This window comes from Lactococcus sp. S47 (genome assembly GCF_016517475.1).
Taxonomy (GTDB): domain Bacteria; phylum Bacillota; class Bacilli; order Lactobacillales; family Streptococcaceae; genus Lactococcus; species Lactococcus lactis.
In genome coordinates, this window is the sequence record NZ_JACVUB010000003.1 from 63657 (window position 1) to 87423 (window position 23767).

At 36.3% G+C, this 23767-nt stretch carries 39 protein-coding genes and 1 pseudogene; 38 read left to right on the forward strand and 2 right to left on the reverse strand.

The window, feature by feature from the left end; all coding sequences use genetic code 11:
* Positions 1-49: 49 nt before the first annotated feature.
* Genes IAE52_RS04025 through IAE52_RS04035 form a run of 3 tightly spaced genes read left to right on the forward strand, consistent with a single transcriptional unit; the run spans position 50 to position 1434 of the window.
* On the forward strand, positions 50-277 hold the full coding sequence (locus IAE52_RS04025; protein WP_200136671.1) for a helix-turn-helix transcriptional regulator: 228 nt from the start codon (positions 50-52) through the stop codon (positions 275-277).
* 11 nt (positions 278-288) lie between these two features.
* Positions 289-1074, forward strand: coding sequence for a phage antirepressor KilAC domain-containing protein (locus IAE52_RS04030; RefSeq protein WP_200136672.1), 786 nt, complete (start codon positions 289-291; stop codon positions 1072-1074).
* A gap of 21 nt (positions 1075-1095) precedes the next feature.
* Positions 1096-1434: a hypothetical protein gene (locus IAE52_RS04035; RefSeq protein ID WP_200136673.1), complete on the forward strand. Its 339-nt coding sequence runs from the start codon at positions 1096-1098 to the stop codon at positions 1432-1434.
* A gap of 230 nt (positions 1435-1664) precedes the next feature.
* Here IAE52_RS04035 and IAE52_RS04040 read toward each other — a convergent pair whose 3' ends face one another.
* The gene (locus IAE52_RS04040) at positions 1665-1889 is read right to left on the reverse strand and encodes a hypothetical protein (RefSeq protein WP_098384010.1); all 225 of its coding nucleotides are present in this window, start codon (positions 1887-1889) and stop codon (positions 1665-1667) included.
* A 96-nt stretch (positions 1890-1985) separates the two neighbouring features.
* On the opposite strand from IAE52_RS04040, the gene IAE52_RS04045 reads away from it, so the two are divergent.
* The 17 genes from IAE52_RS04045 (at position 1986) to IAE52_RS04120 (ending at position 8641) form a co-directional block, all read left to right on the forward strand.
* Positions 1986-2222 carry a DUF1408 domain-containing protein gene (locus tag IAE52_RS04045; RefSeq protein WP_200136674.1) on the forward strand — a complete coding sequence of 79 codons (237 nt, stop codon included), beginning with the start codon at positions 1986-1988 and terminating at the stop codon, positions 2220-2222.
* 100 nt (positions 2223-2322) lie between these two features.
* Positions 2323-2718, forward strand: a complete 396-nt coding sequence (locus IAE52_RS04050; protein WP_200136675.1) for a hypothetical protein — start codon at positions 2323-2325, stop codon at positions 2716-2718.
* Between the two features lie 8 nt (positions 2719-2726).
* Positions 2727-3485 carry a Rad52/Rad22 family DNA repair protein gene (locus tag IAE52_RS04055; protein ID WP_200136676.1) on the forward strand — a complete coding sequence of 253 codons (759 nt, stop codon included), beginning with the start codon at positions 2727-2729 and terminating at the stop codon, positions 3483-3485.
* The gene (ssb, locus tag IAE52_RS04060) at positions 3478-3903 is read left to right on the forward strand and encodes a single-stranded DNA-binding protein (RefSeq protein WP_200136677.1); all 426 of its coding nucleotides are present in this window, start codon (positions 3478-3480) and stop codon (positions 3901-3903) included. Before IAE52_RS04055 ends, ssb begins: the two co-directional genes overlap by 8 nt.
* A 128-nt stretch (positions 3904-4031) precedes the next feature.
* Positions 4032-4262, forward strand: a complete 231-nt coding sequence (locus tag IAE52_RS04065; protein ID WP_200136678.1) for a helix-turn-helix domain-containing protein — start codon at positions 4032-4034, stop codon at positions 4260-4262.
* Entirely contained in the window at positions 4262-5167 is a 906-nt protein-coding gene (locus IAE52_RS04070; RefSeq protein ID WP_200136679.1) for a DnaD domain protein, read from the forward strand. Before IAE52_RS04065 ends, IAE52_RS04070 begins: the two co-directional genes overlap by 1 nt.
* Positions 5160-5402, forward strand: a complete 243-nt coding sequence (locus tag IAE52_RS04075) for an L-rhamnose isomerase (protein ID WP_038603618.1) — start codon at positions 5160-5162, stop codon at positions 5400-5402. Before IAE52_RS04070 ends, IAE52_RS04075 begins: the two co-directional genes overlap by 8 nt.
* Positions 5403-5415: 13 nt before the next feature.
* Positions 5416-5616, forward strand: coding sequence for a hypothetical protein (locus tag IAE52_RS04080; protein WP_200136680.1), 201 nt, complete (start codon positions 5416-5418; stop codon positions 5614-5616).
* Positions 5617-5618: 2 nt separating this feature from the next.
* Positions 5619-6044 carry a hypothetical protein gene (locus tag IAE52_RS04085; RefSeq protein ID WP_200136681.1) on the forward strand — a complete coding sequence of 142 codons (426 nt, stop codon included), beginning with the start codon at positions 5619-5621 and terminating at the stop codon, positions 6042-6044.
* Positions 6041-6229, forward strand: a complete 189-nt coding sequence (locus tag IAE52_RS04090; protein WP_200136682.1) for a hypothetical protein — start codon at positions 6041-6043, stop codon at positions 6227-6229. Before IAE52_RS04085 ends, IAE52_RS04090 begins: the two co-directional genes overlap by 4 nt.
* A 19-nt stretch (positions 6230-6248) precedes the next feature.
* Positions 6249-6896 carry a DUF1642 domain-containing protein gene (locus IAE52_RS04095; RefSeq protein ID WP_200136683.1) on the forward strand — a complete coding sequence of 216 codons (648 nt, stop codon included), beginning with the start codon at positions 6249-6251 and terminating at the stop codon, positions 6894-6896.
* Positions 6893-7027 (forward strand): hypothetical protein, encoded by a 135-nt coding sequence (locus IAE52_RS11630; protein WP_255531077.1) that lies wholly within the window; start codon positions 6893-6895, stop codon positions 7025-7027. The genes IAE52_RS04095 and IAE52_RS11630 overlap by 4 nt, the downstream gene beginning before the upstream one ends.
* A gap of 12 nt (positions 7028-7039) precedes the next feature.
* Positions 7040-7462 carry a dUTP diphosphatase gene (gene dut / locus IAE52_RS04100; protein ID WP_200136684.1) on the forward strand — a complete coding sequence of 141 codons (423 nt, stop codon included), beginning with the start codon at positions 7040-7042 and terminating at the stop codon, positions 7460-7462.
* Between the two features lie 2 nt (positions 7463-7464).
* On the forward strand, positions 7465-7620 hold the full coding sequence (locus IAE52_RS04105) for a hypothetical protein (protein WP_200136685.1): 156 nt from the start codon (positions 7465-7467) through the stop codon (positions 7618-7620).
* 1 nt (position 7621) lies between these two features.
* Positions 7622-7828, forward strand: coding sequence for a hypothetical protein (locus tag IAE52_RS04110; protein WP_200136686.1), 207 nt, complete (start codon positions 7622-7624; stop codon positions 7826-7828).
* Positions 7825-8241: a hypothetical protein gene (locus IAE52_RS04115; RefSeq protein ID WP_200136687.1), complete on the forward strand. Its 417-nt coding sequence runs from the start codon at positions 7825-7827 to the stop codon at positions 8239-8241. Before IAE52_RS04110 ends, IAE52_RS04115 begins: the two co-directional genes overlap by 4 nt.
* The gene (locus tag IAE52_RS04120) at positions 8234-8641 is read left to right on the forward strand and encodes a hypothetical protein (protein ID WP_109990801.1); all 408 of its coding nucleotides are present in this window, start codon (positions 8234-8236) and stop codon (positions 8639-8641) included. The genes IAE52_RS04115 and IAE52_RS04120 overlap by 8 nt, the downstream gene beginning before the upstream one ends.
* Positions 8642-8667: 26 nt before the next feature.
* Here the strand turns inward: IAE52_RS04120 and IAE52_RS04125 are convergent, their stop codons facing one another.
* A complete protein-coding gene (locus IAE52_RS04125; RefSeq protein ID WP_200136688.1) occupies positions 8668-9153 on the reverse strand; it encodes a hypothetical protein in 486 nt (161 codons plus the stop codon).
* Positions 9154-9641: 488 nt separating this feature from the next.
* Here IAE52_RS04125 and IAE52_RS04130 point away from each other — a divergent pair, with 488 nt between their 5' ends.
* From IAE52_RS04130 to IAE52_RS04210, 18 genes and pseudogenes are all read left to right on the forward strand, one after another.
* Positions 9642-10064 (forward strand): RinA family protein, encoded by a 423-nt coding sequence (locus IAE52_RS04130; RefSeq protein ID WP_200136689.1) that lies wholly within the window; start codon positions 9642-9644, stop codon positions 10062-10064.
* Positions 10065-10359: 295 nt separating this feature from the next.
* Positions 10360-11055: a M23 family metallopeptidase gene (locus tag IAE52_RS04135; RefSeq protein ID WP_200136690.1), complete on the forward strand. Its 696-nt coding sequence runs from the start codon at positions 10360-10362 to the stop codon at positions 11053-11055.
* Positions 11056-11195: 140 nt separating this feature from the next.
* Complete coding sequence (locus IAE52_RS04140) at positions 11196-11672, forward strand: hypothetical protein (protein ID WP_200136691.1); 477 nt, start codon at positions 11196-11198, stop codon at positions 11670-11672.
* Positions 11669-12961 carry a PBSX family phage terminase large subunit gene (locus IAE52_RS04145; protein WP_200136692.1) on the forward strand — a complete coding sequence of 431 codons (1293 nt, stop codon included), beginning with the start codon at positions 11669-11671 and terminating at the stop codon, positions 12959-12961. The genes IAE52_RS04140 and IAE52_RS04145 overlap by 4 nt, the downstream gene beginning before the upstream one ends.
* A 10-nt stretch (positions 12962-12971) precedes the next feature.
* Positions 12972-14453, forward strand: a complete 1482-nt coding sequence (locus IAE52_RS04150; RefSeq protein WP_200136693.1) for a phage portal protein — start codon at positions 12972-12974, stop codon at positions 14451-14453.
* Positions 14454-14455: 2 nt separating this feature from the next.
* Entirely contained in the window at positions 14456-15664 is a 1209-nt protein-coding gene (locus IAE52_RS04155; protein ID WP_200136694.1) for a phage minor capsid protein, read from the forward strand.
* Between the two features lie 167 nt (positions 15665-15831).
* A complete protein-coding gene (locus IAE52_RS04160) occupies positions 15832-16440 on the forward strand; it encodes a phage scaffolding protein (RefSeq protein ID WP_200136695.1) in 609 nt (202 codons plus the stop codon).
* 18 nt (positions 16441-16458) lie between these two features.
* Positions 16459-17283 (forward strand): N4-gp56 family major capsid protein, encoded by an 825-nt coding sequence (locus tag IAE52_RS04165; RefSeq protein ID WP_200136696.1) that lies wholly within the window; start codon positions 16459-16461, stop codon positions 17281-17283.
* 17 nt (positions 17284-17300) lie between these two features.
* Positions 17301-17549: an Ig-like domain-containing protein gene (locus IAE52_RS04170; RefSeq protein ID WP_200136697.1), complete on the forward strand. Its 249-nt coding sequence runs from the start codon at positions 17301-17303 to the stop codon at positions 17547-17549.
* A 26-nt stretch (positions 17550-17575) separates the two neighbouring features.
* Positions 17576-17959 carry a hypothetical protein gene (locus IAE52_RS04175; RefSeq protein ID WP_200136698.1) on the forward strand — a complete coding sequence of 128 codons (384 nt, stop codon included), beginning with the start codon at positions 17576-17578 and terminating at the stop codon, positions 17957-17959.
* Complete coding sequence (locus IAE52_RS04180) at positions 17959-18297, forward strand: putative minor capsid protein (protein ID WP_200136699.1); 339 nt, start codon at positions 17959-17961, stop codon at positions 18295-18297. The genes IAE52_RS04175 and IAE52_RS04180 overlap by 1 nt, the downstream gene beginning before the upstream one ends.
* Entirely contained in the window at positions 18297-18650 is a 354-nt protein-coding gene (locus IAE52_RS04185; protein ID WP_200136700.1) for a minor capsid protein, read from the forward strand. Before IAE52_RS04180 ends, IAE52_RS04185 begins: the two co-directional genes overlap by 1 nt.
* Positions 18650-19048 (forward strand): minor capsid protein, encoded by a 399-nt coding sequence (locus IAE52_RS04190; protein WP_200136701.1) that lies wholly within the window; start codon positions 18650-18652, stop codon positions 19046-19048. The genes IAE52_RS04185 and IAE52_RS04190 overlap by 1 nt, the downstream gene beginning before the upstream one ends.
* Positions 19049-19050: 2 nt before the next feature.
* Positions 19051-19440: pseudogene (locus IAE52_RS11690) on the forward strand (phage tail tube protein); the annotation flags it as partial.
* A 36-nt stretch (positions 19441-19476) separates the two neighbouring features.
* The gene (locus IAE52_RS11695; RefSeq protein ID WP_200136726.1) at positions 19477-19728 is read left to right on the forward strand and encodes an Ig-like domain-containing protein; all 252 of its coding nucleotides are present in this window, start codon (positions 19477-19479) and stop codon (positions 19726-19728) included.
* A gap of 61 nt (positions 19729-19789) precedes the next feature.
* Positions 19790-20161 (forward strand): DUF6673 family protein, encoded by a 372-nt coding sequence (locus IAE52_RS04200; RefSeq protein ID WP_200136702.1) that lies wholly within the window; start codon positions 19790-19792, stop codon positions 20159-20161.
* Positions 20162-20169: 8 nt separating this feature from the next.
* Entirely contained in the window at positions 20170-20760 is a 591-nt protein-coding gene (locus tag IAE52_RS04205; protein WP_200136703.1) for a Gp15 family bacteriophage protein, read from the forward strand.
* A complete protein-coding gene (locus IAE52_RS04210) occupies positions 20760-23729 on the forward strand; it encodes a hypothetical protein (protein ID WP_200136704.1) in 2970 nt (989 codons plus the stop codon). The genes IAE52_RS04205 and IAE52_RS04210 overlap by 1 nt, the downstream gene beginning before the upstream one ends.
* Positions 23730-23767 lie beyond the last annotated feature (38 nt).

Below are 23767 nucleotides of genomic sequence, written 5' to 3' on the forward strand. Positions count from 1 at the left end.
GTTATTATACCAAGGGAACACAAAAATACACACACAGAAAGGAGCCAGTATGGCAGAAGCATGGACTCTTAAGGAATTAAGAGAATCAAAAAAAATGACTCAAGCAGAGTTAGCTGAACAATTTTCAGTATCATCGCGAACTATTCAAAATATGGAAGAAGATAGTGGGAATATTAAAAATCAACTATTGAAAAAATACTTATTATTTTTTGATAAAGATTATAATGATATTTTTTTAGGTAAAAAATACGAAAATTACGTACGAAAGGCAAGTTAGAAAGGCGAAATATGAACGAATTACAAAATTTTACAAATGGGTTATTCAATCTTGACGTTAAAGTCGAGGGAGAAGAAATTCTATTTAGTGCAGAACAAGCCGCAAAGGCTATGGGTATTACTCAAGTAAAAAATGGAAAAGAATATGTTAAGTGGGAACGAGTAAATAGTTATCTGCCAAATTCCCCAGAAGTGGGGAAAGGGTCGTTTATCAGCGAACCTATGGTTTACAAGCTTGCATTCAAAGCAAACAATGCTGTATCTGAAAAATTCACAGATTGGCTGGCTATTGAAGTCCTCCCAACAATCCGCAAGCACGGAGCATATATGACTGATGCAAAGCTTGAAGAAGTGTTGCTTAATCCAGATACACTCATTAGCCTTGCTACACAATTAAAAGAGGAACGGCAAGCACGACTTGGACTTGAGAAAGAAAATAGCCAGCTGAATCTTGAACTTGCTGCAGCTACTGAAAAAACAACTTACCTTGATTTAATCCTTGAAAGTCCTGATGATATTCTAATTACCCAGATTGCACAGGATTATGGATTTAGTGCTGTGAAATTTAATCGAATTTTAAACGAGTTACGCATTCAACGAAAAGTCAATAAGCAATGGGTACTGTATTCAAGATGTATGGGTAAAGGTTATATTGGAAGCCGAACTCAAAACTATGTAGATAGCAAAGGTCAAGAGAGAACATCAATTACTACTACCTGGAAACAAAAAGGGCGTAAGTTTCTATATGAAACACTCAAAAAACACGGATACTTACCTCTTGTAGAACAAGATGATTAGCCAGCTAGAAAGGAAACAGAAATGACTACAATCGGAAAAGTTAAGATAGTTGAAATCGAAGATGGACCATTCATGACAGACGGAGAAATTGCTAAGTATCTGTATAAGACAGAAGTGTTAGATGAAAAAGGGAATATTGACAAAAAGTCTAATGCTTATCTTCGGGCACAAGGCAATATCAAAAAGTTTGCTGATAATGCTCCTGATGGTTTTGTGATTGATGTAGATGGACGGCTTACTCACTTGATTGCCTTCTTAGCATGGTCAATTTGGAGCAAGAAGTACCGAGGAATGGCTAGGGCGCCTAAGTTTATTGATTACTTCACAGAAAATAAAAATACACTAACCTCACTTCTATAAAGGAGGTGTACTCATGACCTACACATACATATTCAACCCAGAAAACGGTGAAAACCCATTTGACCCATTCCTTGATTTAATCACGCAGAATCTAAGAGCAATAAAACTTATCGCAGAAAAACTTAATATGTTATTACGTAAGAAAAGGATACTAAAATAGAAAATTCGCTACAAAAATAGTAGCGAATTAAGTAAAAAAATAATGTAAATAATACATTCTGTGCGGTCTCTTAGTCTTTTTTTAAAAACTCTTTTAAAGCTAACTTAACAAGGTTATTAGTACGTTTTTGAGCAATAAGGTGTTCAATAGCAAGTGCTTTTTCAAACTCTGATGCATTAAGTTTTGAGGAATTTACGATTTTAACAATATCTTCATATGGTTCCTCTTTCTCAAAAGTATTATCAAAGCGTTCTAGAAAGTCATTAAATCTTTCATCGAAATTATCTAAATTCATAATCTATACCTCCTTTCTATAAAAAAAATTAGCAAATACATGCCCAAAGTAATTATATCATTAGGAGGATGAAACTCATATATAGAAGGGTTAAAAATGGAAACAACAATCATAAACGGACGCAAAGTTCGAGTGTTGCCAACGACTGTTGGACAAATCTATCATGATTTAATCAAACGAGAAAATCGTGGAGTAGTAGTCTTTGAAACTTGGCAACGACCAGACGGGAGTCTTTATATGACTTCACGAAAAAAGAATAAGCAAGAACTTGCTGAGGATAAATCAGCAATGCTTAACGAATGTATTTCAGACTGGAAAAAAGTTTGGAAATAAAAAAGCCCGCACGGTAATGCGGACTAAGACGTGATGTGTCTTTATATTTTAATACCTAGATTATATCACGTTTCAACAAAAATAAGAAACGGAGAACATTATGGAATTACAACTTATCCCAGTAGATGGAGATGGTCAAAGGGTTGACTTGAATCCATCAGCTATAAAAGATATGGATAATATCACACTTACAGAATTCTTAGCTCAGGCAAAGATTATAGCTGACCTTTATAAAAAGGGCGAAACTGAGGTTAAAAAACGGCTTGATGAAGGTCAACAATTTAATCGTTTGAGTTATGGTAAAGCAGTACAACAAAAGGTTTTAACCATGACTAATAAACAGAAATATGACTTAGTTAAAGGTCATGGTTGGGATTGTGTAGAGCCAATTACTTTAACCAAACTAAAGAGCAAGTTTGGAGATGGAATAGAACAAGAGCTTGAGCAATCCATTGTTTATAAAGATAAGAAAGCACCTCTTAAATGGGATGCGTGAGGTAAATTATGGCAGATTATGAAGAACAAATGCTTGCCTTACAAAAACCTTTGCAACCAGACCGAGTAGTTTGGAGAGTTCAACAATCAGGATTTTCTAAACAAGGGAAACCTTGGGCTATGGTTCTTGCTTATATGGATAATCGGGCAGTTCAAGAACGTTTTGATGAAGTTTTTGGAATTGCTGGATGGAAGAACGAATTCAAAACAGCTCCAGATGGCGGGACGTTATGTGGTATATCCGTTAAGTTTGGAGATGAATGGGTTACCAAATGGGATGGTGCAGAAAACACTCAGGTTGAAGCAGTCAAAGGTGGATTATCTGGATCAATGAAGAGAGCAGCTGTCCAATGGGGAGTAGGTAGATATTTATATGACTTACCTACCAGTTTTGCTCAAACATCACTTGAAAAGACTGATGGTTGGAACAAAGTTTTTGATAAAAAAGCAGGAAAGAACTTTTGGTGGAATAATCCACAACTTCCAAGTTGGGCCTTACCTCAGAATTCAAAGGTTCAAAATACAAAAGCTGATTTTACTGAAGAAGAGATACCAAATCCACCTAAATTATATGTTGTTGGTAAAGATAAAAAAGAATTTGATGAGAAAAAGCTTCAAGCCGTAGTTAACAAAATGGCTATTATTGCCGGGAAAAACTATGGGGCAAGTATTGATGAACAAAATGATTGGCTAAAAATGCCACTTGATGAAGCATACAATGATATCGAAAAATTCGTAGATATAAAAAAGGAGGAACAAAATGATTAACAATGTCACTCTAGTAGGGCGAATCACTAAGGAACCTGAACTTAGATATACACAACAAAATAAAGCAGTTGCTTCATTTACTCTTGCAGTTAATCGTCAATTTAAGAACGCAAACGGCGAGCGAGAAGCAGACTTTATCAATTGTGTTATCTGGAACAAGCAAGCTGAAAATTTAGCGAACTGGACTCATAAAGGTCAATTAATTGGAGTGATTGGCAGTATCCAAACTCGAAACTACGAGAACCAACAAGGTCAACGAGTTTATGTTACTGAGGTTGTCGTAACTAATTTCCAACCACTCGAAAAGAGTAAACAAGCAAACGGAGACCGAGTAGGTAAACCAACTGCTAATCAATCAAACTCTGACCCATTTGGCAGTTCTCCTATGGAAATATCTGATGATGATATGCCATTTTAGAAAGGTTTCGCAATGATCTATGACGAATACATGATAAGACGAATCATGGAAAAATATGATTGCGATTATGATACAGCAGTACAGCTGTTTAACGATATTAAATAAATATATTTAGAAAGGAACTCTAAATGAAAGATAAAATGCGACATCAAGACAGAGTGCTTGAGTATATCAAGGAGCATGGTTCAATTACGAGCTTTGAATGTACTCTGGAACTAGGGATTATTGATTTACCTAAAAAAATTTGTTTGCTTCAAGATGAAGGTTTTCAGTTTAAAAAAGAATCTATCACAAAGAAGAATAGATATGGTAACTCAACAACATACAAGCGCTATTCACTTTTGGAGTCAACTGATTAATGGCAGATAAAACTAAAACAAAAATTTACTTCTGGCTAAAATTAGATGAAAACTTCTACAAGAATATCATTATAAAAAAAGCCCGGAAAGCCGGAGGGGATACAATGGTCGTTATTTATCAGCGACTTATGCTTGAATCTTTATCAACAGACGGAATTTTGTATTATGAAGGCGCCCTTGAAAATTTGTCAGAAGAACTTTCTTTAGCTCTTGATGAAGATGTTGAAAAAATTCAAATGACACTGGCTTTTTTTACAAAATATGGATTGATTCAAATTGATAATAATCAAAACGCTGATATGCTTCAGGTCCATGCTCTGATTGAACAAGAGACCAATTGGGCAAGATATCAGCGACTGAATCGAAAGAAAAAAGAACAAGAAAAGTTGGACAATGTCAAACCCGTGTCCAACCACTGTCCAACAGAGATAGAGTTAGAGATAGATATAGAGAAAGAGATAGATAAAGAAGTAGAAGAAGAAATATCTACTCCACCTTCTGATTTTCAAAATTTAATTGAACTCTACCAAAATAACTTTGGAATAGTTAAACCAATTCTTTATGATGACTTGAAAGCTGATTTAAAAGATTATGGTCTTGAGTTAATTATTGAAGCAGTCAAACGAGCAGTAAAAAGACAACGAGAATACGCTTATGCACAAGGGATTCTGAAATCTTGGAATCGTTCAGGAATAAAGACACTTGAGCAAGCAAAAGCTGAGGAAGTTAGTTTTCAAAATAAGTCTCAAAATAATCAGAATAAATTCCAGCAGCAAAAGCCAGTCAAAAAAGCCCCTGAATGGACTGATGAGGGCAGATTAATTAAAGCTGGTGTCGATACAACTGGAATGACTCAAAACGAAATGTATAAACTAGCTGGGGAAATGGGTTTACATAATGAATGAAATCAGAAAGTATTATCTTGAATTAGCTAGTAGAGTCTGTGACGGAATTACTCCAGGACACCTTGATGAATGGCTTAAATGGGCCAAAGCAAACGGGATATTATTAAGTCCATGGTTGTTTATTTCATCAAAGACAGGTTTGAGCGTTGCAGAAGTATCAGAACGTATCTCGCCTTGGCACATGGAACACGGAAAACGTGTCGATGACGAGTACGAAAAAATAAAAATCGTTTAAAAAGGAAATCAGAATGAACTTAAATAAATTTTTCAACAACCTTGTAAATGCAGCAATCGTATCAAAAGCTGAAGACTCACTTGAAAAACATCAAGAGTGTTTGAGCAATGCTGTCAGTGATTTGATTAAATCAGGAGCACCAGCTTCTGAGATTGCTAGAGCTGCCTATATTAATGGATACGCTCATAGCGTAAAAGAACAATTGGAAGATTGAGTATGAAATTTGAATTTGAACTATATCGAGCTATTAGTAAATCAAAAGATGTTCCAAAAAGTAAAAAATTGATTTTGAATTCTAATGACAGGATGCATTTCCACCAAAAAGCGAAAATAATTCAAGAATTAAAGAGAATTACTTTTAATCAAGTGCGAAATCCATTAAACAGCTTAGATAAGTTACCGTTATTTGATAGCACACGGACTTGTAGCGTTACGCTGACGGTCTTTACACCAACCAAACGAAGAAGTGACCCAGACAACTTACAACCGACCTTAAAAGCGATTATGGACGGTTTTACAGAAGCAGGTCTTTGGTCAGACGATAATCACGAAGTAGTTAAATTTACAAAGTATCAATATGGCGGGCTTTCTGGAACGAAAGCTTATCGCCTTGAAGTTGATATTGAAGGAGCAGCTAGATGAAAACAAGAGCTGAGTTATTCAAGGAAGTTGACGAAAAATACGGAATTAAAACAACTGCAGTTTTCCATAGTGATTTAAGCGAAAAGCTGACGGATGAAGAATATCAAAAACAACTTGATTTTTATAAAAAAATGTATGAAATTAATTGGGATGATTTCGAAGATGATGAAAGTGATGATTTTTAAATGAGAAAGGACACGAAAAATGACTAAGTTTGAAGAAGAATTTGATGATAACGTCGAGATGTTCGACGTAATTGGAAATCATAATTCCATGTGTTGTGAGGTTGATCAAGTTAAAGAAGTATTCAAAGATTGGCAACCACAGCAAGCCCTGCCAGTCGTGCCTGTGTGTGTGGGAAAAACTGTGGAATTACTAAAAAAAAATCCCAATTCCTCGTGGACAACGCTCTATGATTCTCTAGGCGAAGAAGACGTTATTTGGTTAAATGAGTATCAACAAAAAGATGAAAAATTTGGCTTTGGAGAACTAAACAATAAACTATTTGTCCTTTTCCATTTAGCAATCAACGGCTACACAGTCGAAAAACCGCAGCAAAAGCGCTATGAAGTTAAATTATTAAGCGGTGAACCAATGTACTTTAATCCGATTGGGAATCCCAAAAATATAAAAGATTATCGTTTTTCTTTTGGAAATTACGCAGGATGGAAAGCTAAATTTACCAAATCAGAACTTTCTGAAATCAAAGACGGTATGTTTCTGAAAAGAATACCTGGTGGAACGAATCTTGATGACTTAGGCAAAGATAAAAGTTACTACGTTTGGATTGATGACTGTAACTATTGGAAGAACCCGCTCATTGAGCTTGTGCCTGTGGAGGATGAAGAATGAAATACACAGTAGGATTTATGAACCCCTTTTCGGATGCTGATTTTACTTGGAGAACATTTGACACTATTGAAGAGGCTCAAAAATTTATTGAGCAAAAAGAAAAACTAGGATATGAAACAGGCTGGAAATAAGGAGATGATTAAATGACAAGACAATTTGTAAAACGTGGTGATTCTAAAGCAACAATTCCAGAAAGAGCAACAAAAGGTTCTGCTGGTTACGATATCGCAGCAAGCGAAGAAGTAATAATTCAACCAGGAGAAATAAAGCTAGTACCAACTGGTTTAGCTGTTCAAATGGAACAAGATGATGTAATGCTGCTGATTGACCGTAGCTCTAATCCAAGAAAACGAGGAATTGTACTATCAAACTCTTTGGGAGTAATAGATCACGATTATTTCCCGAATGAGTTCATGGGAATGTTCACTAATATTACTGACAAGCCAGTTACGATTGAAACTGGACAACGCATCATGCAAGCCGTTTTTGTGAAGTATGGGCTAGTTGATAATGATAATGCAAACGGAGAGCGCACAGGCGGATTTGGTAGCACTGGGGAGGTGTGAGAATGAAAAATTTAACAGTAGCACAAATGATTGAAGAACTTGAAAAAATGCCACAAGAGGCATTGGTTGTAGTTTCAGGAGAAGATTCTTCTTGGGGCATCTGTCAAGCAGTTCACACTGACGACATTGTGGACCTAGTATTGAATGAGGAGCTTTGATATGGCACAAGATACATTTACTTCAAGAGAATTTCCTAATCCTAAAAACATTACAGTAACTATGCCCGTTGACAAGTGGGATAAAATCATGTCTGCTCAGGATCTAATTACTGATAAATTTGAAAATGTTGATATGAATGGATATGACGGTGAGCACTTCTATTTTGATAAAGATGAGATTGCAAAGATTAATGAGGCGTTTTTATGACACAAGAAACAGCAAAAGAGCGCATTGAAAACGAAACAACCCCTGATTATTGGATAATATCAGGTCAAGTGTTTAAAAATAAAGAAAATTTTGTAAAACAGCAAATGGGATTTAACCCTGGTGATATTAGAGAAAACTGGGAAAGTTCGTTTGATCATTTTGCAATTCCGGTATATCGGAATCCAATTTTTGTGAGTGAATATGAAAATGGAGTTAAAACTAGCTTTGTACGTAAGAATAAGGTACTCCAGGAACAGCTTAACACTGCGAAAAAGGCACTGACAGAAATATCAGATGGAACCATGGAATTATCAATAGATGATTTTAATGCTTCCTCAAAGGCAAGTGTTGAAGCAATATATGCAGAGCAAGTACTCGCAGCGATTGAAAATGAAGGGAGCGGCGATGAGTGAATTAGCAAATATTAAACCAGTAGCTTTTTATAGAGCCGATTGGAAGGGCGACATGATGTTCAGAAAAGATAATACTGTGGTCATTCGAAAAAATGAGGGCGACTTCACGACTGGATGGATTAAGCCTTTGTATGATGAACTTCCCGAACCTCAACCCCAGCTCATAATTCTGAAAAACATTGCGGATGAGTTGGATAAACGTTGGGAAACTCAAAATAAATATTTACAAAGAAAAATTGCTGTTCCTAGAGATGCACTATATAATGCTGTAAATCCTTATGACAATCAACTTGCAGCTACAAAAATAGGAAAATGGATTGATGAGAATCAAAATATTTGTTTCGCCTACCTCGCAGGCAAAGCCCTCGGAGTTGATTTAGTGAAAGTGGTGGAGGGGTGAAAAAAAGCGCCTGAGCGCTTCTGTAACTATGATTGGGTACGTAAGTAGATGATTAGGCTAAGAAATAAGATGAGCGTGCCAATGATAAAACAATTAATCATACATTTTCTTCGGGCATTCTCTATTAATTTTATCTTTTTTAGATTGTCTACTGAATCATTGATTGTAACATTCAACAGATTTTCTGGATGCATAACTAAATAATTTTTCCAGAATCTAATTTGTTTATCCGCTTTTGGTTGAAGAACAATAAAAAATCCTAAGAGATAGAAGATAAGTCCGTAGAGAAGCTGTGATGAGTATGTCAAAGAGTCGTTAATAATAAATAGTGCAACTAGAATTCCAAGAGATATCATTATTCCACCTCTTGTAACTTTAAATAAAGTCCTTTGAAATGGAGTATACAAGTGTAGTAATTCATAAGCTACTAAAGATTTACGGTGTTGTCTATAATCTGTCTCAGTTTTTTCGGGATGTTTTGCTAGATATTTCCTTTTACTCTCTTGTGTCATTTTCAATACTTTAGCAAGTAAAAAAAATAATCTAATGAAGAAGATGATAATTACTAATATGACGAGAATAAAAAAATAAGTATTGGTTAATAATTTCATAAATTCTTTCCGTGAATATATTGATTTTTAATACTTTCTAATTTTACTATAAAAATAAAGAAAATGGATAAATAAAATGAAAAACAAACTAATAGCGCTGGTTGGTTTAACGATTATCTGTTTTACGTTAATTGTTATTGTCGCCATGCTTACAGGAAATTTATAAACAAAAAAGCCCGAATTCAAAGGGAAAACGGACTTTAAAGAGGCTGCTGTACGTAAACACTTAACACGGTTTACGTTTGAATGCAATATTGCTTTCAAAATAATCACCTCCTTGCAATGTATTATATCATAAATATGCATTTTTAAGTCAAAAAAGCCCGCTGGGAACGGGCTCAATTAAAGGATTTCTAACTTAATTATACCACAAAAGGAGAATTTGATGAATGGCAGATAAGTTAGATAGAATTATTGGAGATTACGTTAATGGCAGACTTGAAGCCAGAATAAAATCAATTGAAAGCAGATATCTTTATAAGCAAAAAGTAGATAACTTAGGCATTCGTACAGCTTATTCTGGTGGTTCTGAGCCTGAAAGTCATGTTTTAAATAAAGAAGCACTTGAAGATGATGAGGAATACCTTAAACTCAAAGACCTGATGTACCAATTCAATCTATGGTATGATTCCTTGATTTATAATGAAAAAGAAATTGTAAGACTGAAACACTTTGGTTATGGTGGCCTTACTTGGTACAGAGTGATAATGGAACTTGATAACGAAGGGATTGAGATATCAGAAAAGAAAGCAAAGTTTATTTATTATCGTTTTAGAAAAGACATTGACCCTCATATTATTAGTTTTATCTGACATCATGGGACAAATTGGGAGAAAAATAGCACGTTTTTGGCATAAAATTGACACTTTAACCCTTATTTTTGCTGATATACTTATATTATGAAGTAAAAGTCAAAAGCACAAAATATCAATTAATTCGGTTTGGATATACTTCATAAAGGCTCAAAAAGTTGGACTAGCAAAACTGCTGTCGGTTCGATTCCGACTTTGAGTCATTCCTAAATTTAATACAGCTGTATATTAGGAATTACAGTCGATTAAACTGACGAGTCTAATTGAACTGAATAAGCAAGAAAGAAGATACGATATGGCAAATGATTGGGGATGGCCTTTTTCGGGTGGCTATAAAGGTTACGAAGAAGGGCAACAATTTGGTATGACAACCTATGATCGTACAGGCAATGGCGATTATTTCCATGATGGATTTGACTTTGGTTCAGCAAAATACCCTGGCTCAAATATTGCAGCAGTTCATGCTGGAACAGTAGTTTATGCTGGTATGGCACCGGCAGGATATGGTGCCTTAGGTACAGTAGTTGTAACAAAAGATTCAAGCGGTTACTATGTTGTCTATCAAGAATTTGGTACTAGTACATCTAATATTAATGTTAGTGTAGGACAGTCAGTTTCATTAGGGCAAGTAATTGGCACACGTAATACAAGTCATTTACACTTGGGAATTACGAAAAAAGAATGGCTTTCAGCGCAATCATCAGCATTTAAAGATGATGGAACATGGTTGAATCCAATTAATATTATTCAAAATGGGACACCAGGTCCAATTATTAAAGGAGAAGTTGAAATGATTTTATTAAAAGTAACAGATAAAAATTCAAAAATGAATGGTTCAATTTGGAACTATAACGGAGATACAATGGTTAGATTGGATGGAGTATCTGCGGGGCATCAAGCTAGCTATCTAAAAACAGTAGATGCAAACCAAGCTCAAATGTCACATTATAAGGATAATGGTGTGAAAACAATTGGTCAATTTGATTATTGATGCAAAGTAATATAAGTGAATTGCTATTGGTCGCAAGTACAGTAGGGTGTTATTGTCAGGGTTCGACTCCCTGACTTGCTATTTTATTACAGGTTGTCCACTGGGCAGCCTTTTATTGTTGGAAAGGAGTATCAATCAATGTGGCAAAAGGTAAATATGAAGAGTGGCTGACCGCAGAAGGTTTAATACTCCTCGAAGGTTGGGCAAGAGATGGCTTAACTGATGAACAAATTGCAAAAAATATCGGGATAAAGCGGCCTACTCTTTATGAGTGGAAAAAGAGGCATCATGACATTTCTGACGCCCTAAAAAAAGGGAAAGCAGTTATTGATTACGAAGTAGAAAACGCTTTGCTCAAAAATGCTCTTGAAGGAGATACAACAGCTCAAATCTTTTGGCTAAAAAATAGACGTGCTAATATGTGGAGAAATAAAGTTGAAACTAATCAGAAGCAACAAAATAGGTTGTTGGAAGCACAAGCTGATGCCGCTGTTGCTAAGGCTAAAATACTCGCTGATAGTGCAAACAAACTTAGTGGTAATATCAAAAATAATGAGTTGCTTAAAGCATTGGTTGAAGTTCCAATTGTTGAGAAAGAAGAAGGTGATTCATTATGATTTCTTTCAGCCCAAAACAAGCGGAAAATATCAAATCTGACATCTCCGGCATTGAATTTGAAATGAATGAGGGAACGATTCGTTCAGGAAAGACAAACAGTGATATATTCAAAATGGCTCGTATCTATGCACAATCTCCTGAGCGTGACCATTTAGTTTTGGCATATAATCAAGAACAAGCTTACCGCATGTTTATTGATGGTGAGGGATTCGGTTTAATGTACATCTTTGCTGACAATTCAGAAATTCGTCATAACGAAAATGGAGACCATTTATGGATAAACTTTGGTAAAGGCAATGAAAAACGCATTTATTATAAGGGTGGAGGAAAAATAAATGCAGTTGGTTCTATTACTGGGATATCATTTGGAACTGTTGCTTTCCTTGAGTTTAATTTGCTTAATAAAGAAGTCATAGCTGAATCTTTTAGGCGGACGTTAGCAAGTAAGCTGAGGTTTCACCTTGGAGAACAGAATCCACCAGCTCCCAATCATCCAAATCTTGAGTTATTAAACCAGTTTGAAAAGACTGGCACTTACCGATTTAGACATTGGAGACCGACTGACAATCCTATTCTTACTGGTCAACGTTTAAAAATGTGGGAAGAACAATCTAAAACATCAGATTATCTTTATAAGCGTGACTGGCTAGGACAACGAGTGATGCCGGAAGGTGTTATCTATTCAATGTTTGATGAAGAAAAGCATATGACCAACCAACTTAAAGGCAGAGTCATTGAAACATTCTTCACAGCCGATGGCGGTCAAGCCGATGCAACGACTTGTGCATTTAATGTAGTGACCTTTCATGAGGGAAAGCATTATTTATACCGCATGGCAAATTATTATCACAGTGGAACGGAAACAGGGCAGACAAAAGCGATGTCAGTTTATGCTAAAGAAATTAAGCAATTCGTGTCCTGGTGTTATGATAAATGGAAAGATTTACCACATTGGGAATGGTTCTTTGTTGACCCGGCTTGTAAAACGTTACGAGAAGAACTTAATTTGATTGGTATTTCTACTGACAAGGCAAATAATAATAGCCATGACAAAGTAACAAGCAACGGTTTAAAAATAGAAGTTGGTATTGAAAGAGTACAGAATGCTTTTGAAAAAGGGCTTCTTTTTTTGTATTCACTAGATGGAAAGTATGATCACTACAATCTAATAAAAGAAATTGGATTGTATATTAGAACCCCAAACGGTTTGCCAGTAGATAAAAATAACCATGCATGCGATGAACTACGTTATGCAGTCAATTATTTCACTGTGGAATACTTAATTTAGGAGGTGGCCAGTGTTTGATTGGTTTAAAAATATGATAAGAAAAGGAGGCGCAAAGGTAGGAATGGTTGAGTCATTAAACAATATTACAGATCATCCGAAGATTGCAGTTAATTCGGAAGAATATCTTCGCATCCAAGACAACAAAAGAATTTATAAAAATATATTTGAGCAAGTGACATATCTCAATAGTGATGGAAACTATGTCAAACGTGATTTTCACTCATTAAATGTTTCAAAGATAATTGCAAGAAAGCTATCTAAGCTTGTCTTTAATGATGGCTGCTCAATTAGTGTCGATAATAAAAAAGCGGACGAATACTTGCAAAAAGTTTTTAACAGCAATAAATTCCGAAAGAACTTTTGTGAAGAATTAGAAGCGGGTTATGCAATTGGGGGTCTTGCCCTTCGTCCTTACTATGATGAAGCACATAATACAATCAAAATTGCTTATTGTCGAGCTGATACCTTTTACCCACTAGAATCTAACACAAATGATATTAGCGAGGCAGCTATTGTTACGGTCACACAAGTGGTAGAGGCCAAACAGAACATCCGCTATACCTTACTAGAATTTCATGAGTGGGAAAATGGCAGTTATTTTATCCGGAACGAACTTTATCGCTCAGACAATGAGAATCAAGTTGGTGTGAAAGTTCCTTTAACTTCATTGTCTAAGTATGAAACTTTGCAAGATGAAGTTGAAATGAAAGGATTTAGTCGTCCCATCTTTGTTTATATTAAATTAGCCGGTAAGAACAACTTTGACATTTCAAGTTCTTTAAGTTTAGGAATTATTGATAATGCTAAACGTCAGTTGCTTGATATCAACGAAAAGTATGACCAATTCATGCGAGAAATTGAAGAAGCAGGGCGAAAGATTATTGCTTCGGATGCCTTCTTTAAGGTTAAGTTTGATAAAGATGGACGGCCAATCAAGAGATTTGATTCAAAGACCAGCGTTTTTCAAACAATGAAGTCTGAGGATCCGTTCATTGATGAATTTGCTCCAGCATTACGTGCTACAGAGTTCATAGATTCAATCAATTTTATTTTGCGTACTATTGAACTTGAAACTGGTTTTAGTTCTGGAACATTTTCATTTGATGGCCAGTCAGTCAAGACAGCAACTGAAATTATCAGCGAAAACTCCTCAACATTCTCAACTCGTTCAGATAATGTTTTGATTGTTGAGGAAGCGCTGAAAGAGTTAGTAGTAACTATCTTTGAACTTGCGAACTCGTATGATTTATTTGATGCCCCTGAAAAATATGGCATCAATATTGACTTTGACGATGGTGTCTTTCAGTCGCAAGATGCAAAAGCTGACTATTATGGGAAACTTACAACAATGCAACTGACATCAAGAAAAAGGGCCATTCAAAAGATTCAAGGGGTGACCGAAGATGAAGCTGATAAAATTCTTGCAGAGATTAAAGAAGAACAGGCACCAAGTCTTAGTCCAACTGATGCATCAATGTATGGCGGTGAGTAATTATGGGAAAGTTCAAAGTTAATGATGACCAAATGACCCTTGCTTCTGGAATGGTGGGTGACATTTACGAGCAAATGGCTCAAGAGTTAATGTTTAATCTTATTAAGAGAATCAAACAGCGTGGAAGTGCTGACTTGCAACGTGAACCCTGGCTTTGGCAACTTGAAAAGCTCAATGATATGCATATGCTTAATGAGCAGAATGTAAAATATATCCTTGAGCAGACAGGAATTGCTCAAGATTTATTTGATAAGATTATTAAAAATGAGGGGTTGAAAGTTTACAAAAATACTCAGGAGCAGTTGGCAGAAGAGCTTGGAAAGAATCCGCCTCATAATGATGTGAGGATGGCACTTGAAAGTTATGCACAGCAAGCTTTTAGAGATGTTAACAACTTAGTCAATCAATCATTACTTTCTAATAACTTTGCAAAAAATCCAATCATGAAAACTTATCAATCCATTATTGAAACGGCAGTTGCAGAAGTCATTTCGGGAGTTAAAACAGCAGATCAGGCAATAAATGATACTGTGATGAAATGGTTAGCTAAAGGATTTCCTTCTGATTTTGTCGATAAAGCTGGCAGACAATGGAATATTGATAGCTATGCTAGAATGGTTACTCAATCTACTACTTTTCGTGTTTATAATGACATGAAAACACGAGCAAGCGAAGAATTAGGGGTTGAAACCTTTTACTATTCTAAGCATGGGGCTAGCCGTCCGGCTTGTGCCCCTATTCAGGGGAAAGTGGTAACCAAAGGTCAGTCATTTTATTCTGAGACTTTGGGTTATAGAGTTGAATCTTTGAAAGAACACGGATGGGGAACGGCTGGAGGTGCTTTGGGTGCCAATTGCAAACATTATCTTACACCATTTATCATTGGTGTTAACAACTTACCTAATATTCCAGAGCATCTTAAAGATATCACTCCAAAACAAGCTATTGAAAATGGGCGAAAACAAGCCCAACAACGAGCTTATGAGCGAGTGATTAAAGATGATAAATACAAACTTCAAGCTGCAAAACTTTTGGAAGATGGACAACGAATTGCAGAGTATAAAAATAAATTAGCTATTCATAGAAGTAGCCTTAATGATTTGCTTAAAGAAAATGACTTTTTACATCGTGATTCAACGAGAGAGCGAGTCTATAAAAATGGCAAAGCTCAAGAATATGCTAAAAACTTTAATAAAAAACAAAGCGCCTGATATTTATATCAAGTGCTTTTCTTATGCCCTTAGCGGAAAACAAACGTTTATTCCTTTTTCGTTTAGTTTGTAGGTTCGACTCCTGCATAGGGCTTAGCTCGCCTAGCTATATAAGGCAAACAAATCCAAAGCGGAAAGGCCGCTATAAAAACTTGGGAGGTATAACAATGTGGGAATTCATTAAAGACATTCTGGCAAAAAACACGGACTCAGAAACTGGGAAAACAGACCTTGAAGCTGTTATGGAAGCAATCAAGACTGAGAGCCCAAAACATGCAGTTCCAAAAGAACAATACAACAAGAAAGCAGAAGAAGTTGACAAACTCACTACTGACTTAGAGAGCGCTCAAAAATCAAATCTAAGTTCGGAAGAATTACAAAAACAACTTGATGAATCTGTCAAGAATGCAAAAGAACGTGAAACTCAATTTAATGCTGACCTTGCTAGTATGCAAAAAACAAATGCAGTAAAACTTGCATTGAAAGATTCAGGCACTGTGAACACTGAATTGTTATTTGGTCAAGTCAACATGGACAACGTCATTATTCAAGATGATGGCAAAGTTTCAGGACTTGATGACCAACTTGCAACATTCAAAGAATCAATGCCTTATTTGTTTCAAGAATCATCAGGAACTGCAAAACCCAAGATCGTCGCAGGAGGGAATCCTTCAGTAACTCCGCCAGCTTCTTATGATTTGGCTAAAATGTCTTACAAAGAAGTAGCAAAATTAAAAGCAGAGCAGCCAGAAGTTTTTGAGCAGCTCATAAAATAGAAAAAAGAGGTAAAATAAATGGCAGATGAAACAACACTACTTAAAAACTTAGTGGATCCAGAAGTAATGGCCCCAATGATTGCAGCACAGCTTCCTAAAGCAATTAAATTTAGCTCAATAGCCCCAATTGACAATACCCTAGAAGGGCAACCGGGTTCGACAATTACAGTTCCTAAATATAAATATATTGGTGATGCAGAGGATGTTGCAGAAGGAGCAGCTATTGATTATACGGCATTAACAACTGAAACCGATACGCACACGATTAAAAAAGCTGGGAAAGGGGTTAAAATTACCGATGAAGCAGCATTGTCTGGATATGGTGATCCAGAAGGTGAAGCGCAGCGTCAAATTCGCATGGCCATTGCTTCAAAAGTAGACAATGATATTTTAACTGCGGCACAAGGAGCTACACTCGAAGTAACAGCAGAAATCAATCTTGATTTAATTGATACATTGGAAGCTACTTTTGTAGATGCTCCAGATAATTTTGAAGATGTTGACTCTACTGGGGTACTTTTTTTGTCTTATAAGGATGCCGCTAAACTTCGTAAAGAAGCAGCGACTACGTGGACTCGTGCTTCTGAACTTGGGGATAACATCTTGATTAATGGTACATTTGGTGAAGTTCTTGGCTGGGAAATTGTACGTTCGCAAAAAATTACTGATGGAACCGGTATTGCTGTTAAGTCGGGTGCGTTAAAAACATTCTTGAAACGTTCAGTATTGGCAGAACGTGAACGTGATATTGACCATAAATTAACTAAATTTAATGCTGACCAACACTATGCTGTTGCTTTGGTTGATGAATCACGAGTGGTAAAAATCTCCCCAAAATCGTAACCCCCACCGGAGTAACGTTGAATAAAACAACGTTAGCTCTTGGAGTTGGGGGAACCGAAACACTGACAGCTACTGTTTTACCAGAAGATGCAGAGGATAAAACAGTAACATTTACTTCTAGCGATCCTACAATTGCTACAGTTACACCAAAACAAGGGAATGTAGTAGGAAAAGCTGCTGGAACAACAGAAATTACTGGAACAACAGTTAATGGTTTGACCGTAACTTGCGGAGTAACAGTTACAGCAGCAAGTGGAGGAGAGTAATCTCTTCTTTTATTTTAGGAGGGATTATGGCTTATCTGACATTTCCTGAGTATCAAAAGTTTGGCTATCAAGAGGTAACCGAGGATGATTTTAAAAGATTGGTTGTCCGTGCTTCTGATGTCATTGATATTCGGACAAGAAACTTTTACAGATTTCATGATTTAGAATCTGACATTGAATTTCGTAAGAATCGATTCAAGAAAGCAATTGCTTTGCAGATTGAAAGAATGGCGATTCTTGGGGCAGTTTCTACGGCTGAAATTGACAGCCCGACAAATTGGTCACTAGATGGAGTAAGTGTCACAAATGGCGGTTCAGGAGCTTCTGGCGATAATGCAATGAGCATTGTTTCCGATGATGCCCTGGAGCTTTTGTCCATGACTGGTTTACTCTATAGGGGGACGTGCTAATGGTTTATTATCGTTTGCCACCTATCCGTGCTTTTCCACATTCTATTATTTACCGACAAAAGACCGGAGAGGATGATTACCAAAAGCCTGAATATAAAGACACCCCTATCAGCAATGTTTGGTTCAATCTATCATCGACATTCTCAAGAGGTGGGAATAACTCAAGTGATAAAGCACCCAATGCTTCAATTACGATGTTCTATCGATACTGTGGAGAACTTTCAAAATTTGAAACTGACAATTTAGTAGTCTTTCAAGGTAAGGAATATAATATTGTTTTAGCAAAAGAGTTAGTTCTAAATGGCGAATCGATTGGTTGGCGATTGGAGGTAGTCTAATGGCTAATGCTAAAGTAGACTTGAGAGGTGCTCAAAGAAAGCTGAGTGGACCAAATATTACTCGGGGAAGAGTAGCAATGGCTAACCAAGCCCTGATGGATATGGACCCGTTTGTTCCAAAACGAGACCACAATTTGGCAGCAAGTGGACATGTCACTGATTCTGGTAAATCTATTGAATATAACACACCTTATGCTAGAGCCCAATTTTATGGTAAATCATTTAAAAAAGGCACATCATTTACCTTCAAAAGTTATACCACTCCTGGTACTGGCTCACGTTGGGATTTGAAAGTAAAAGGACTATATGGAAAAAGTTGGCCACAAGTCTTTAAGAAAGGAGCGGGACTTTAATGGATTTTATAGAGCGACTGAAAGATAGCGTAAATACTATCCCAAATATTCCAATTAAATGTATTTTAGGTTATTTAAAGCCGACTGAATCATTAGTTTTATATCCCTTGCCTGGAAGTAAAGTTGTAAGCCAAACTTACGACGGCGAGAAAGACCAAGAATTAAATTATGAATTTGCCATGAAGTCAAAAGACCAAGAACAAATTCAAAAAGCCCTTTGGTTGATTCAAACATATTTAGAAGAGCTGTCAGAGCTAAAAAGTTCAGACGGTTCTTTTGATTTTTGGAAGATTGAAATTGCAAATAAGCCTTACATCAGCAATGAAGATGAAGAAAACTACTACATTTTCATTCTGGATGTTCAAGCAAGTATAACAACTTATAAAGAGAGGAAATAAAAATGGGATTTGATAATAACTATACCTATAAATTTGAAATCGGAGATGATGAAGAAAATCTCTTGCCTATTGCTGGTGGTATTACCAGTCATGATACGGATTTCTCAGAAGATGAGGAAGAAGAAGCTTACTATGATTTAAATGGTGGTAAAGAAAAATACTATACCGGAATCACTGCAGCTTACAGCTATTCTGGGCATCGTAAATTTGCGGATAAAGCCCAAGAATACATCCGTGATAAAGTGTTTAAACTCACAGGACGCGACTGTTTCTTTAAAGTAACTGAACCTGATGGTCGCATTATTTCAGGAGAAGCTACAATTGGTGGAATTAAAATTTCTGGTGGGGATGCAAATGCTCGTTCTGATTTTGAATGTACGATTACATTTAAGGGCCTACCAAAAGATGAAAAACCAAACGAAGTTGAAGTGACAGGCGTTACGCTTAACAAAACAACTTTATCACTCGCAGTTGGAGCGAATGAGACTTTAGCGGCAACTGTTGCTCCAGCAGATGCTACTGACAAAACAGTAACTTATGCTTCTGATGATCCAACAATCGCTACAGTAACTCCAGTTCAAGGTAAAGTTGCTGGGGTTAAAGCCGGAACTGCAAATATCACTGTTACTACAGCAAATGGTAAAACTGCAACTTGTGCTGTTACTTTGACGTCAGCTTAATTAAAATACTAACAAAAGGCTAGGAGTAAAACTTCTAGCCTTTATTTTTTAAGGAGAGAAAATGAAACCGATTCAACTGCAAAAAACAATAATTGATATTCCATTTGTAGATGTGGATGGAAAAACACAACTCGTTATAGAATTTGACCGTTCTGATGAGAATATTAAACGTCTTTATGATTCTTTTGAAGAACTTGAGCAAGCCAAAAATGATTTGTCAGTAAGTGAAAATGAAGATATTTTTGAAGATACTCGAGCTTTCGTTAAGAAAACAATGGATCCTATTTTCGGTGAAGGGACATTTGATAAAGTTTATGCACTTTCTCCAAGTGTTTTGATCGTCGTTGTTTATTTCTACCAAATGGCAATGGCACTTAAAGAGGAAATTGAAATGGATGATTTCAAAAACTTTGAAGATAAGTATTTGAGCTAGGAGGTCTTATGTTTTCTCTTTACCAAAAAGTAAATGACGAGGTTGAGGTTTCAGGTATTAAGTACCCACTCAATGCTTCATTTGATGTCATGTTGAAATTGATTGACTTGTTGAAAGAGAAGCGTTTATCAGATATTAATAAACTGAAACTTAGCATCATGCTTGTGTTCGGACGAGAGTCTCAACTGCTAAATATTTCAATTGAAGACCAAGGCGAAGCGATTAGACAGGTATTTGATGGTTATCTTAAAAGCAGTAAAAATGACAAACCAGTTAAACGTGACTTGCAAGGTAACGTTATGCCAGAACTTGATGAAGAAGAAAAGAAAGTGCTGTATTCAATCAATTATGATGCTGAATATATTTATGCTTCTTTTATGCAAGCTTATGGGCTTGATTTACTTGAGCAACAAGGCAAACTTCACTGGTTTAAATTTAAGGCATTGCTTTTTGGATTGCCAGAAGATACAAAGTTTGAACAGGTTATGTCTATACGTTCATGGAAAAAGCCCTCAAATTCAAAAAATGCGCATGAAACTCAAATGAAGAAACTTCAAGAAATATACGCATTACCAGATACCGAAAGTGAGGTTACTTAATGGCAGCTGATGGAACGATAAAAATTGATATTCTCTTAGATGACGGATCAGTCAAAAAGGGTATTGCTAGTCTTAATGGGTTAGAAAATGCTAGTGGTGAAGCTGGCAATGGTATAAAGTCTTTGTCAGGAGCTATGGGACTGATTAAAGCGGCAGCAATTGCAGCTGCTGGTTCAGCTATGGTTGCCGGTGTCGTAAAATTTGGTAAAGCTGCAGTTGGTGCTTATGCTGACTATGAACAGTTAGTTGGTGGTGTTGAAACACTCTTTGGGGCTGGTGGTCAATCGGTCGAACAGTATGCAAAATCGGTGGGCAAGTCTGTAGATGATGCCCGAGGTGACTATAATAACCTCATGCAAGCTCAAGACCTTGTAATGAAAAACGCTGATAATGCCTATAAAACGGCTGGTATGTCAGCCAATCAATACATGGAAGTTGCAACCTCTTCGGCAGCAGCAATGGTTACTTCTGTAGGTGGTGACACAGTAAAAGCTGCAAAACTGACTGACCAAGCTGTAACTGACATGGCAGATAATGCCAATAAAATGGGTTCAAATATCACTGATATTCAAAATGCTTATGGTGGATTTGCCAAAGGTAATTTCACGATGCTAGACAATTTGAAAATTGGGTATGGCGGGACGCAAGAAGAAATGAAGCGTCTTTTATCTGATGCTGAAAAGTTGCCTGGTGCAATGGGTAAGAAGTTTGATATCAGTAACTATGCTGATGTTACCGAAGCAATTCATTTAGTCCAAACTGAAATGGGAATTACTGGGACAACAGCAAAAGAAGCTGCTCAAACAATTAGTGGGTCAATTGATAGTACAAAAGCCGCACTTTCTAACTTACTAGCCGGTCTTGGAAAATCTGATGTAGATTTAAAAGGATTGACTAAAAATGTTATCGATTCATTTAAAAATGTTGTAAGAAATATTATTCCAATCGTGGTAAATATAGCCAAAGCTATTCCAGTTGTCTTTTTGGAGGTTGCAAGAGAAGTTGGAAGTGCTTTACTTGGAATGCTTCCGGATAGTATTCAGAAAAAAATTGAAGCTATAGTTTCTAGCTTTAAAAGCTTTTTAGCTCCTGTCGGAGAAATTGTTGGAGGAATAAAGCAAGTTTATACAGCATTTAAAACTTTATTATCTCTAAATATGTCACCTATGGAAGCAGCCAAAGCTATTTTTGAAGCCATGGTATCTCCTTTTAATGCTTATCCTAAAGCATTTGGAAACGCGGCAAGAGCAATAAAAAGCTTTATGGACTCTAACAAAGGGGCTTCTAATGCTGTGGATGGAATGATACAAGGAGTTAGAAATCTTGTCAATTTCTTTAAAAATATTTTCTCACCAGTACAAAAGGCTGGACAAAGCATTGATATTTTCAAAGTAGCCTTGTTTGCAGCGAAAACTATTTTACTGACAGCCTTAGGTCCAATTGGTCTTGTAATCAAAATCTTTGAATTGCTTGCAAAAGTTGTGGGCGGTGGAGATGTTCAAAAAGGCTTGTCTTCTATCGGTGGAGGAATTCAAGGGCTAGTTGATGGAATCGCAAAATATGGGCCAATGATTGGTACTAATTTCGGTAAAGCAATAAGTGGTATTGCTGGAGCAATTGCCAGTGCCTTGCCTGGGATAATTTCAGGGGGCTTACAAATTATAGGTGGTTTTATTGTGGGAATTGCTCAAGGTTTACCATCAATAACAGCGGCCATTATTCAGCTTATCGGAAGTATTACACTTACGATTGTCACACTTATTCCTACAATCACGGCTTCTGCGATTCTTATTGTGACTACTCTAGCAACTTCTATGATTACGTATATTCCGGTTGTAATAGGGGCAATCACAAGTATTATTGTAGCTATCCTTGGTTCACTAGTTCAGGCTTTGCCTCAAATTATTCTAGCTGGAACAAATCTTATTGTTTCATTCATTGCTGGGATAACTGCTGCTTTACCGTCCTTAATTACAAGTACGGCCAATTTGATAGTGACTTGGTTAAATGAATTGAATAAACATTTGCCGGATATACTGCAAGCTGGTTTCAATGTTTTGATAACCTTCCTTGAAGGAATTACTAATAATATTGGTCAAATTACTGACATGGCCATTACAATAATTGTAAATTTTGCAAATGCTATCGCAAGTAGAATGCCTGATATTGTTCAAGCTGCAGCAAATTTAATCGTCAACTTTGTGAATGGTATTGCAAATAATATCGGTTCTATTATTAATTCTGCTGTGAATTTGATTGTTAAATTCTTAGAAGGAATAGCAAAAAAAATTCCTGATATTGTAAATGCTGCCATGGATTTAGTTGATGCATTAGTTAAAGGAGTTGTTCAAGCCCAAGGGCGATTAATGGACGCTGCGATTAACCTAATTAAGGGAATGGCTAGTAACATTAAGGAACGTCAACAAGACATGCGAGATGCAGCCGGAGAATTGCTAGAAGCGATCATTGGTATATTTGTTCCTGATTCATTGGTAAATGCTGGTGAAGCTATTATTGATGGGTTTATCGGAGGTTTAAAAAGCGCTTGGGAAAATGGTAAGAAATTTGTCAGTGGAATAGCAGACTGGATTCAAGACCATAAAGGACCAATTAGTTATGACCGTAGGCTTTTGATTCCAGCTGGTAAAGCGATTATGGGAGGTTTGAACGATAGTTTAAGTAATAGTTTTGAAAGAGTAAAAAGTAACATTTCAAGTATGGCTGGTCGCATATCAGATAATTTTGATTTAGGGTTGCCACAAGTGAGTGCGGAATATGCACTTGCAACTGATAGTGGTTATGGCAACACTCAACAAGTTATCAATAACGCTTTGAACACTCAAAACCAAAAAACAGAAATCAACGTTAACATCGAAAAAGCAGAGCTTTCAAGCGATGAAGATATTGAAGAAACAGGCAACAAATTAGCTAAAAATATTGAAAGAAAAACAAGAGGGAGGTTAGGATAATGGATTTTACAAAATATCCGTATTTTCAGTTTAGAGGT

Bases quoted from the DNA above. Each gene is read 5' to 3' on its own strand.
- IAE52_RS04025 (WP_200136671.1), top strand. From the start codon at position 50: ATGGCAGAAGCATGGACTCTTAAGGAATTAAGAGAATCAAAAAAAATG.
- IAE52_RS04030 (WP_200136672.1), top strand. From the start codon at position 289: ATGAACGAATTACAAAATTTTACAAATGGGTTATTCAATCTTGACGTT.
- IAE52_RS04035 (WP_200136673.1), top strand. From the start codon at position 1,096: ATGACTACAATCGGAAAAGTTAAGATAGTTGAAATCGAAGATGGACCA.
- IAE52_RS04040 (WP_098384010.1), bottom strand. From the start codon at position 1,889: ATGAATTTAGATAATTTCGATGAAAGATTTAATGACTTTCTAGAACGC.
- IAE52_RS04045 (WP_200136674.1), top strand. From the start codon at position 1,986: ATGGAAACAACAATCATAAACGGACGCAAAGTTCGAGTGTTGCCAACG.
- IAE52_RS04050 (WP_200136675.1), top strand. From the start codon at position 2,323: ATGGAATTACAACTTATCCCAGTAGATGGAGATGGTCAAAGGGTTGAC.
- IAE52_RS04055 (WP_200136676.1), top strand. From the start codon at position 2,727: ATGGCAGATTATGAAGAACAAATGCTTGCCTTACAAAAACCTTTGCAA.
- ssb (WP_200136677.1), top strand. From the start codon at position 3,478: ATGATTAACAATGTCACTCTAGTAGGGCGAATCACTAAGGAACCTGAA.
- IAE52_RS04065 (WP_200136678.1), top strand. From the start codon at position 4,032: ATGAAAGATAAAATGCGACATCAAGACAGAGTGCTTGAGTATATCAAG.
- IAE52_RS04070 (WP_200136679.1), top strand. From the start codon at position 4,262: ATGGCAGATAAAACTAAAACAAAAATTTACTTCTGGCTAAAATTAGAT.
- IAE52_RS04075 (WP_038603618.1), top strand. From the start codon at position 5,160: ATGAATGAAATCAGAAAGTATTATCTTGAATTAGCTAGTAGAGTCTGT.
- IAE52_RS04080 (WP_200136680.1), top strand. From the start codon at position 5,416: ATGAACTTAAATAAATTTTTCAACAACCTTGTAAATGCAGCAATCGTA.
- IAE52_RS04085 (WP_200136681.1), top strand. From the start codon at position 5,619: ATGAAATTTGAATTTGAACTATATCGAGCTATTAGTAAATCAAAAGAT.
- IAE52_RS04090 (WP_200136682.1), top strand. From the start codon at position 6,041: ATGAAAACAAGAGCTGAGTTATTCAAGGAAGTTGACGAAAAATACGGA.
- IAE52_RS04095 (WP_200136683.1), top strand. From the start codon at position 6,249: ATGACTAAGTTTGAAGAAGAATTTGATGATAACGTCGAGATGTTCGAC.
- IAE52_RS11630 (WP_255531077.1), top strand. From the start codon at position 6,893: ATGAAATACACAGTAGGATTTATGAACCCCTTTTCGGATGCTGATTTT.
- dut (WP_200136684.1), top strand. From the start codon at position 7,040: ATGACAAGACAATTTGTAAAACGTGGTGATTCTAAAGCAACAATTCCA.
- IAE52_RS04105 (WP_200136685.1), top strand. From the start codon at position 7,465: ATGAAAAATTTAACAGTAGCACAAATGATTGAAGAACTTGAAAAAATG.
- IAE52_RS04110 (WP_200136686.1), top strand. From the start codon at position 7,622: ATGGCACAAGATACATTTACTTCAAGAGAATTTCCTAATCCTAAAAAC.
- IAE52_RS04115 (WP_200136687.1), top strand. From the start codon at position 7,825: ATGACACAAGAAACAGCAAAAGAGCGCATTGAAAACGAAACAACCCCT.
- IAE52_RS04120 (WP_109990801.1), top strand. From the start codon at position 8,234: ATGAGTGAATTAGCAAATATTAAACCAGTAGCTTTTTATAGAGCCGAT.
- IAE52_RS04125 (WP_200136688.1), bottom strand. From the start codon at position 9,153: ATGACACAAGAGAGTAAAAGGAAATATCTAGCAAAACATCCCGAAAAA.
- IAE52_RS04130 (WP_200136689.1), top strand. From the start codon at position 9,642: ATGGCAGATAAGTTAGATAGAATTATTGGAGATTACGTTAATGGCAGA.
- IAE52_RS04135 (WP_200136690.1), top strand. From the start codon at position 10,360: ATGGCAAATGATTGGGGATGGCCTTTTTCGGGTGGCTATAAAGGTTAC.
- IAE52_RS04145 (WP_200136692.1), top strand. From the start codon at position 11,669: ATGATTTCTTTCAGCCCAAAACAAGCGGAAAATATCAAATCTGACATC.
- IAE52_RS04155 (WP_200136694.1), top strand. From the start codon at position 14,456: ATGGGAAAGTTCAAAGTTAATGATGACCAAATGACCCTTGCTTCTGGA.
- IAE52_RS04160 (WP_200136695.1), top strand. From the start codon at position 15,832: ATGTGGGAATTCATTAAAGACATTCTGGCAAAAAACACGGACTCAGAA.
- IAE52_RS04165 (WP_200136696.1), top strand. From the start codon at position 16,459: ATGGCAGATGAAACAACACTACTTAAAAACTTAGTGGATCCAGAAGTA.
- IAE52_RS04175 (WP_200136698.1), top strand. From the start codon at position 17,576: ATGGCTTATCTGACATTTCCTGAGTATCAAAAGTTTGGCTATCAAGAG.
- IAE52_RS04180 (WP_200136699.1), top strand. From the start codon at position 17,959: ATGGTTTATTATCGTTTGCCACCTATCCGTGCTTTTCCACATTCTATT.
- IAE52_RS04185 (WP_200136700.1), top strand. From the start codon at position 18,297: ATGGCTAATGCTAAAGTAGACTTGAGAGGTGCTCAAAGAAAGCTGAGT.
- IAE52_RS04190 (WP_200136701.1), top strand. From the start codon at position 18,650: ATGGATTTTATAGAGCGACTGAAAGATAGCGTAAATACTATCCCAAAT.
- IAE52_RS04200 (WP_200136702.1), top strand. From the start codon at position 19,790: ATGAAACCGATTCAACTGCAAAAAACAATAATTGATATTCCATTTGTA.
- IAE52_RS04205 (WP_200136703.1), top strand. From the start codon at position 20,170: ATGTTTTCTCTTTACCAAAAAGTAAATGACGAGGTTGAGGTTTCAGGT.
- IAE52_RS04210 (WP_200136704.1), top strand. From the start codon at position 20,760: ATGGCAGCTGATGGAACGATAAAAATTGATATTCTCTTAGATGACGGA.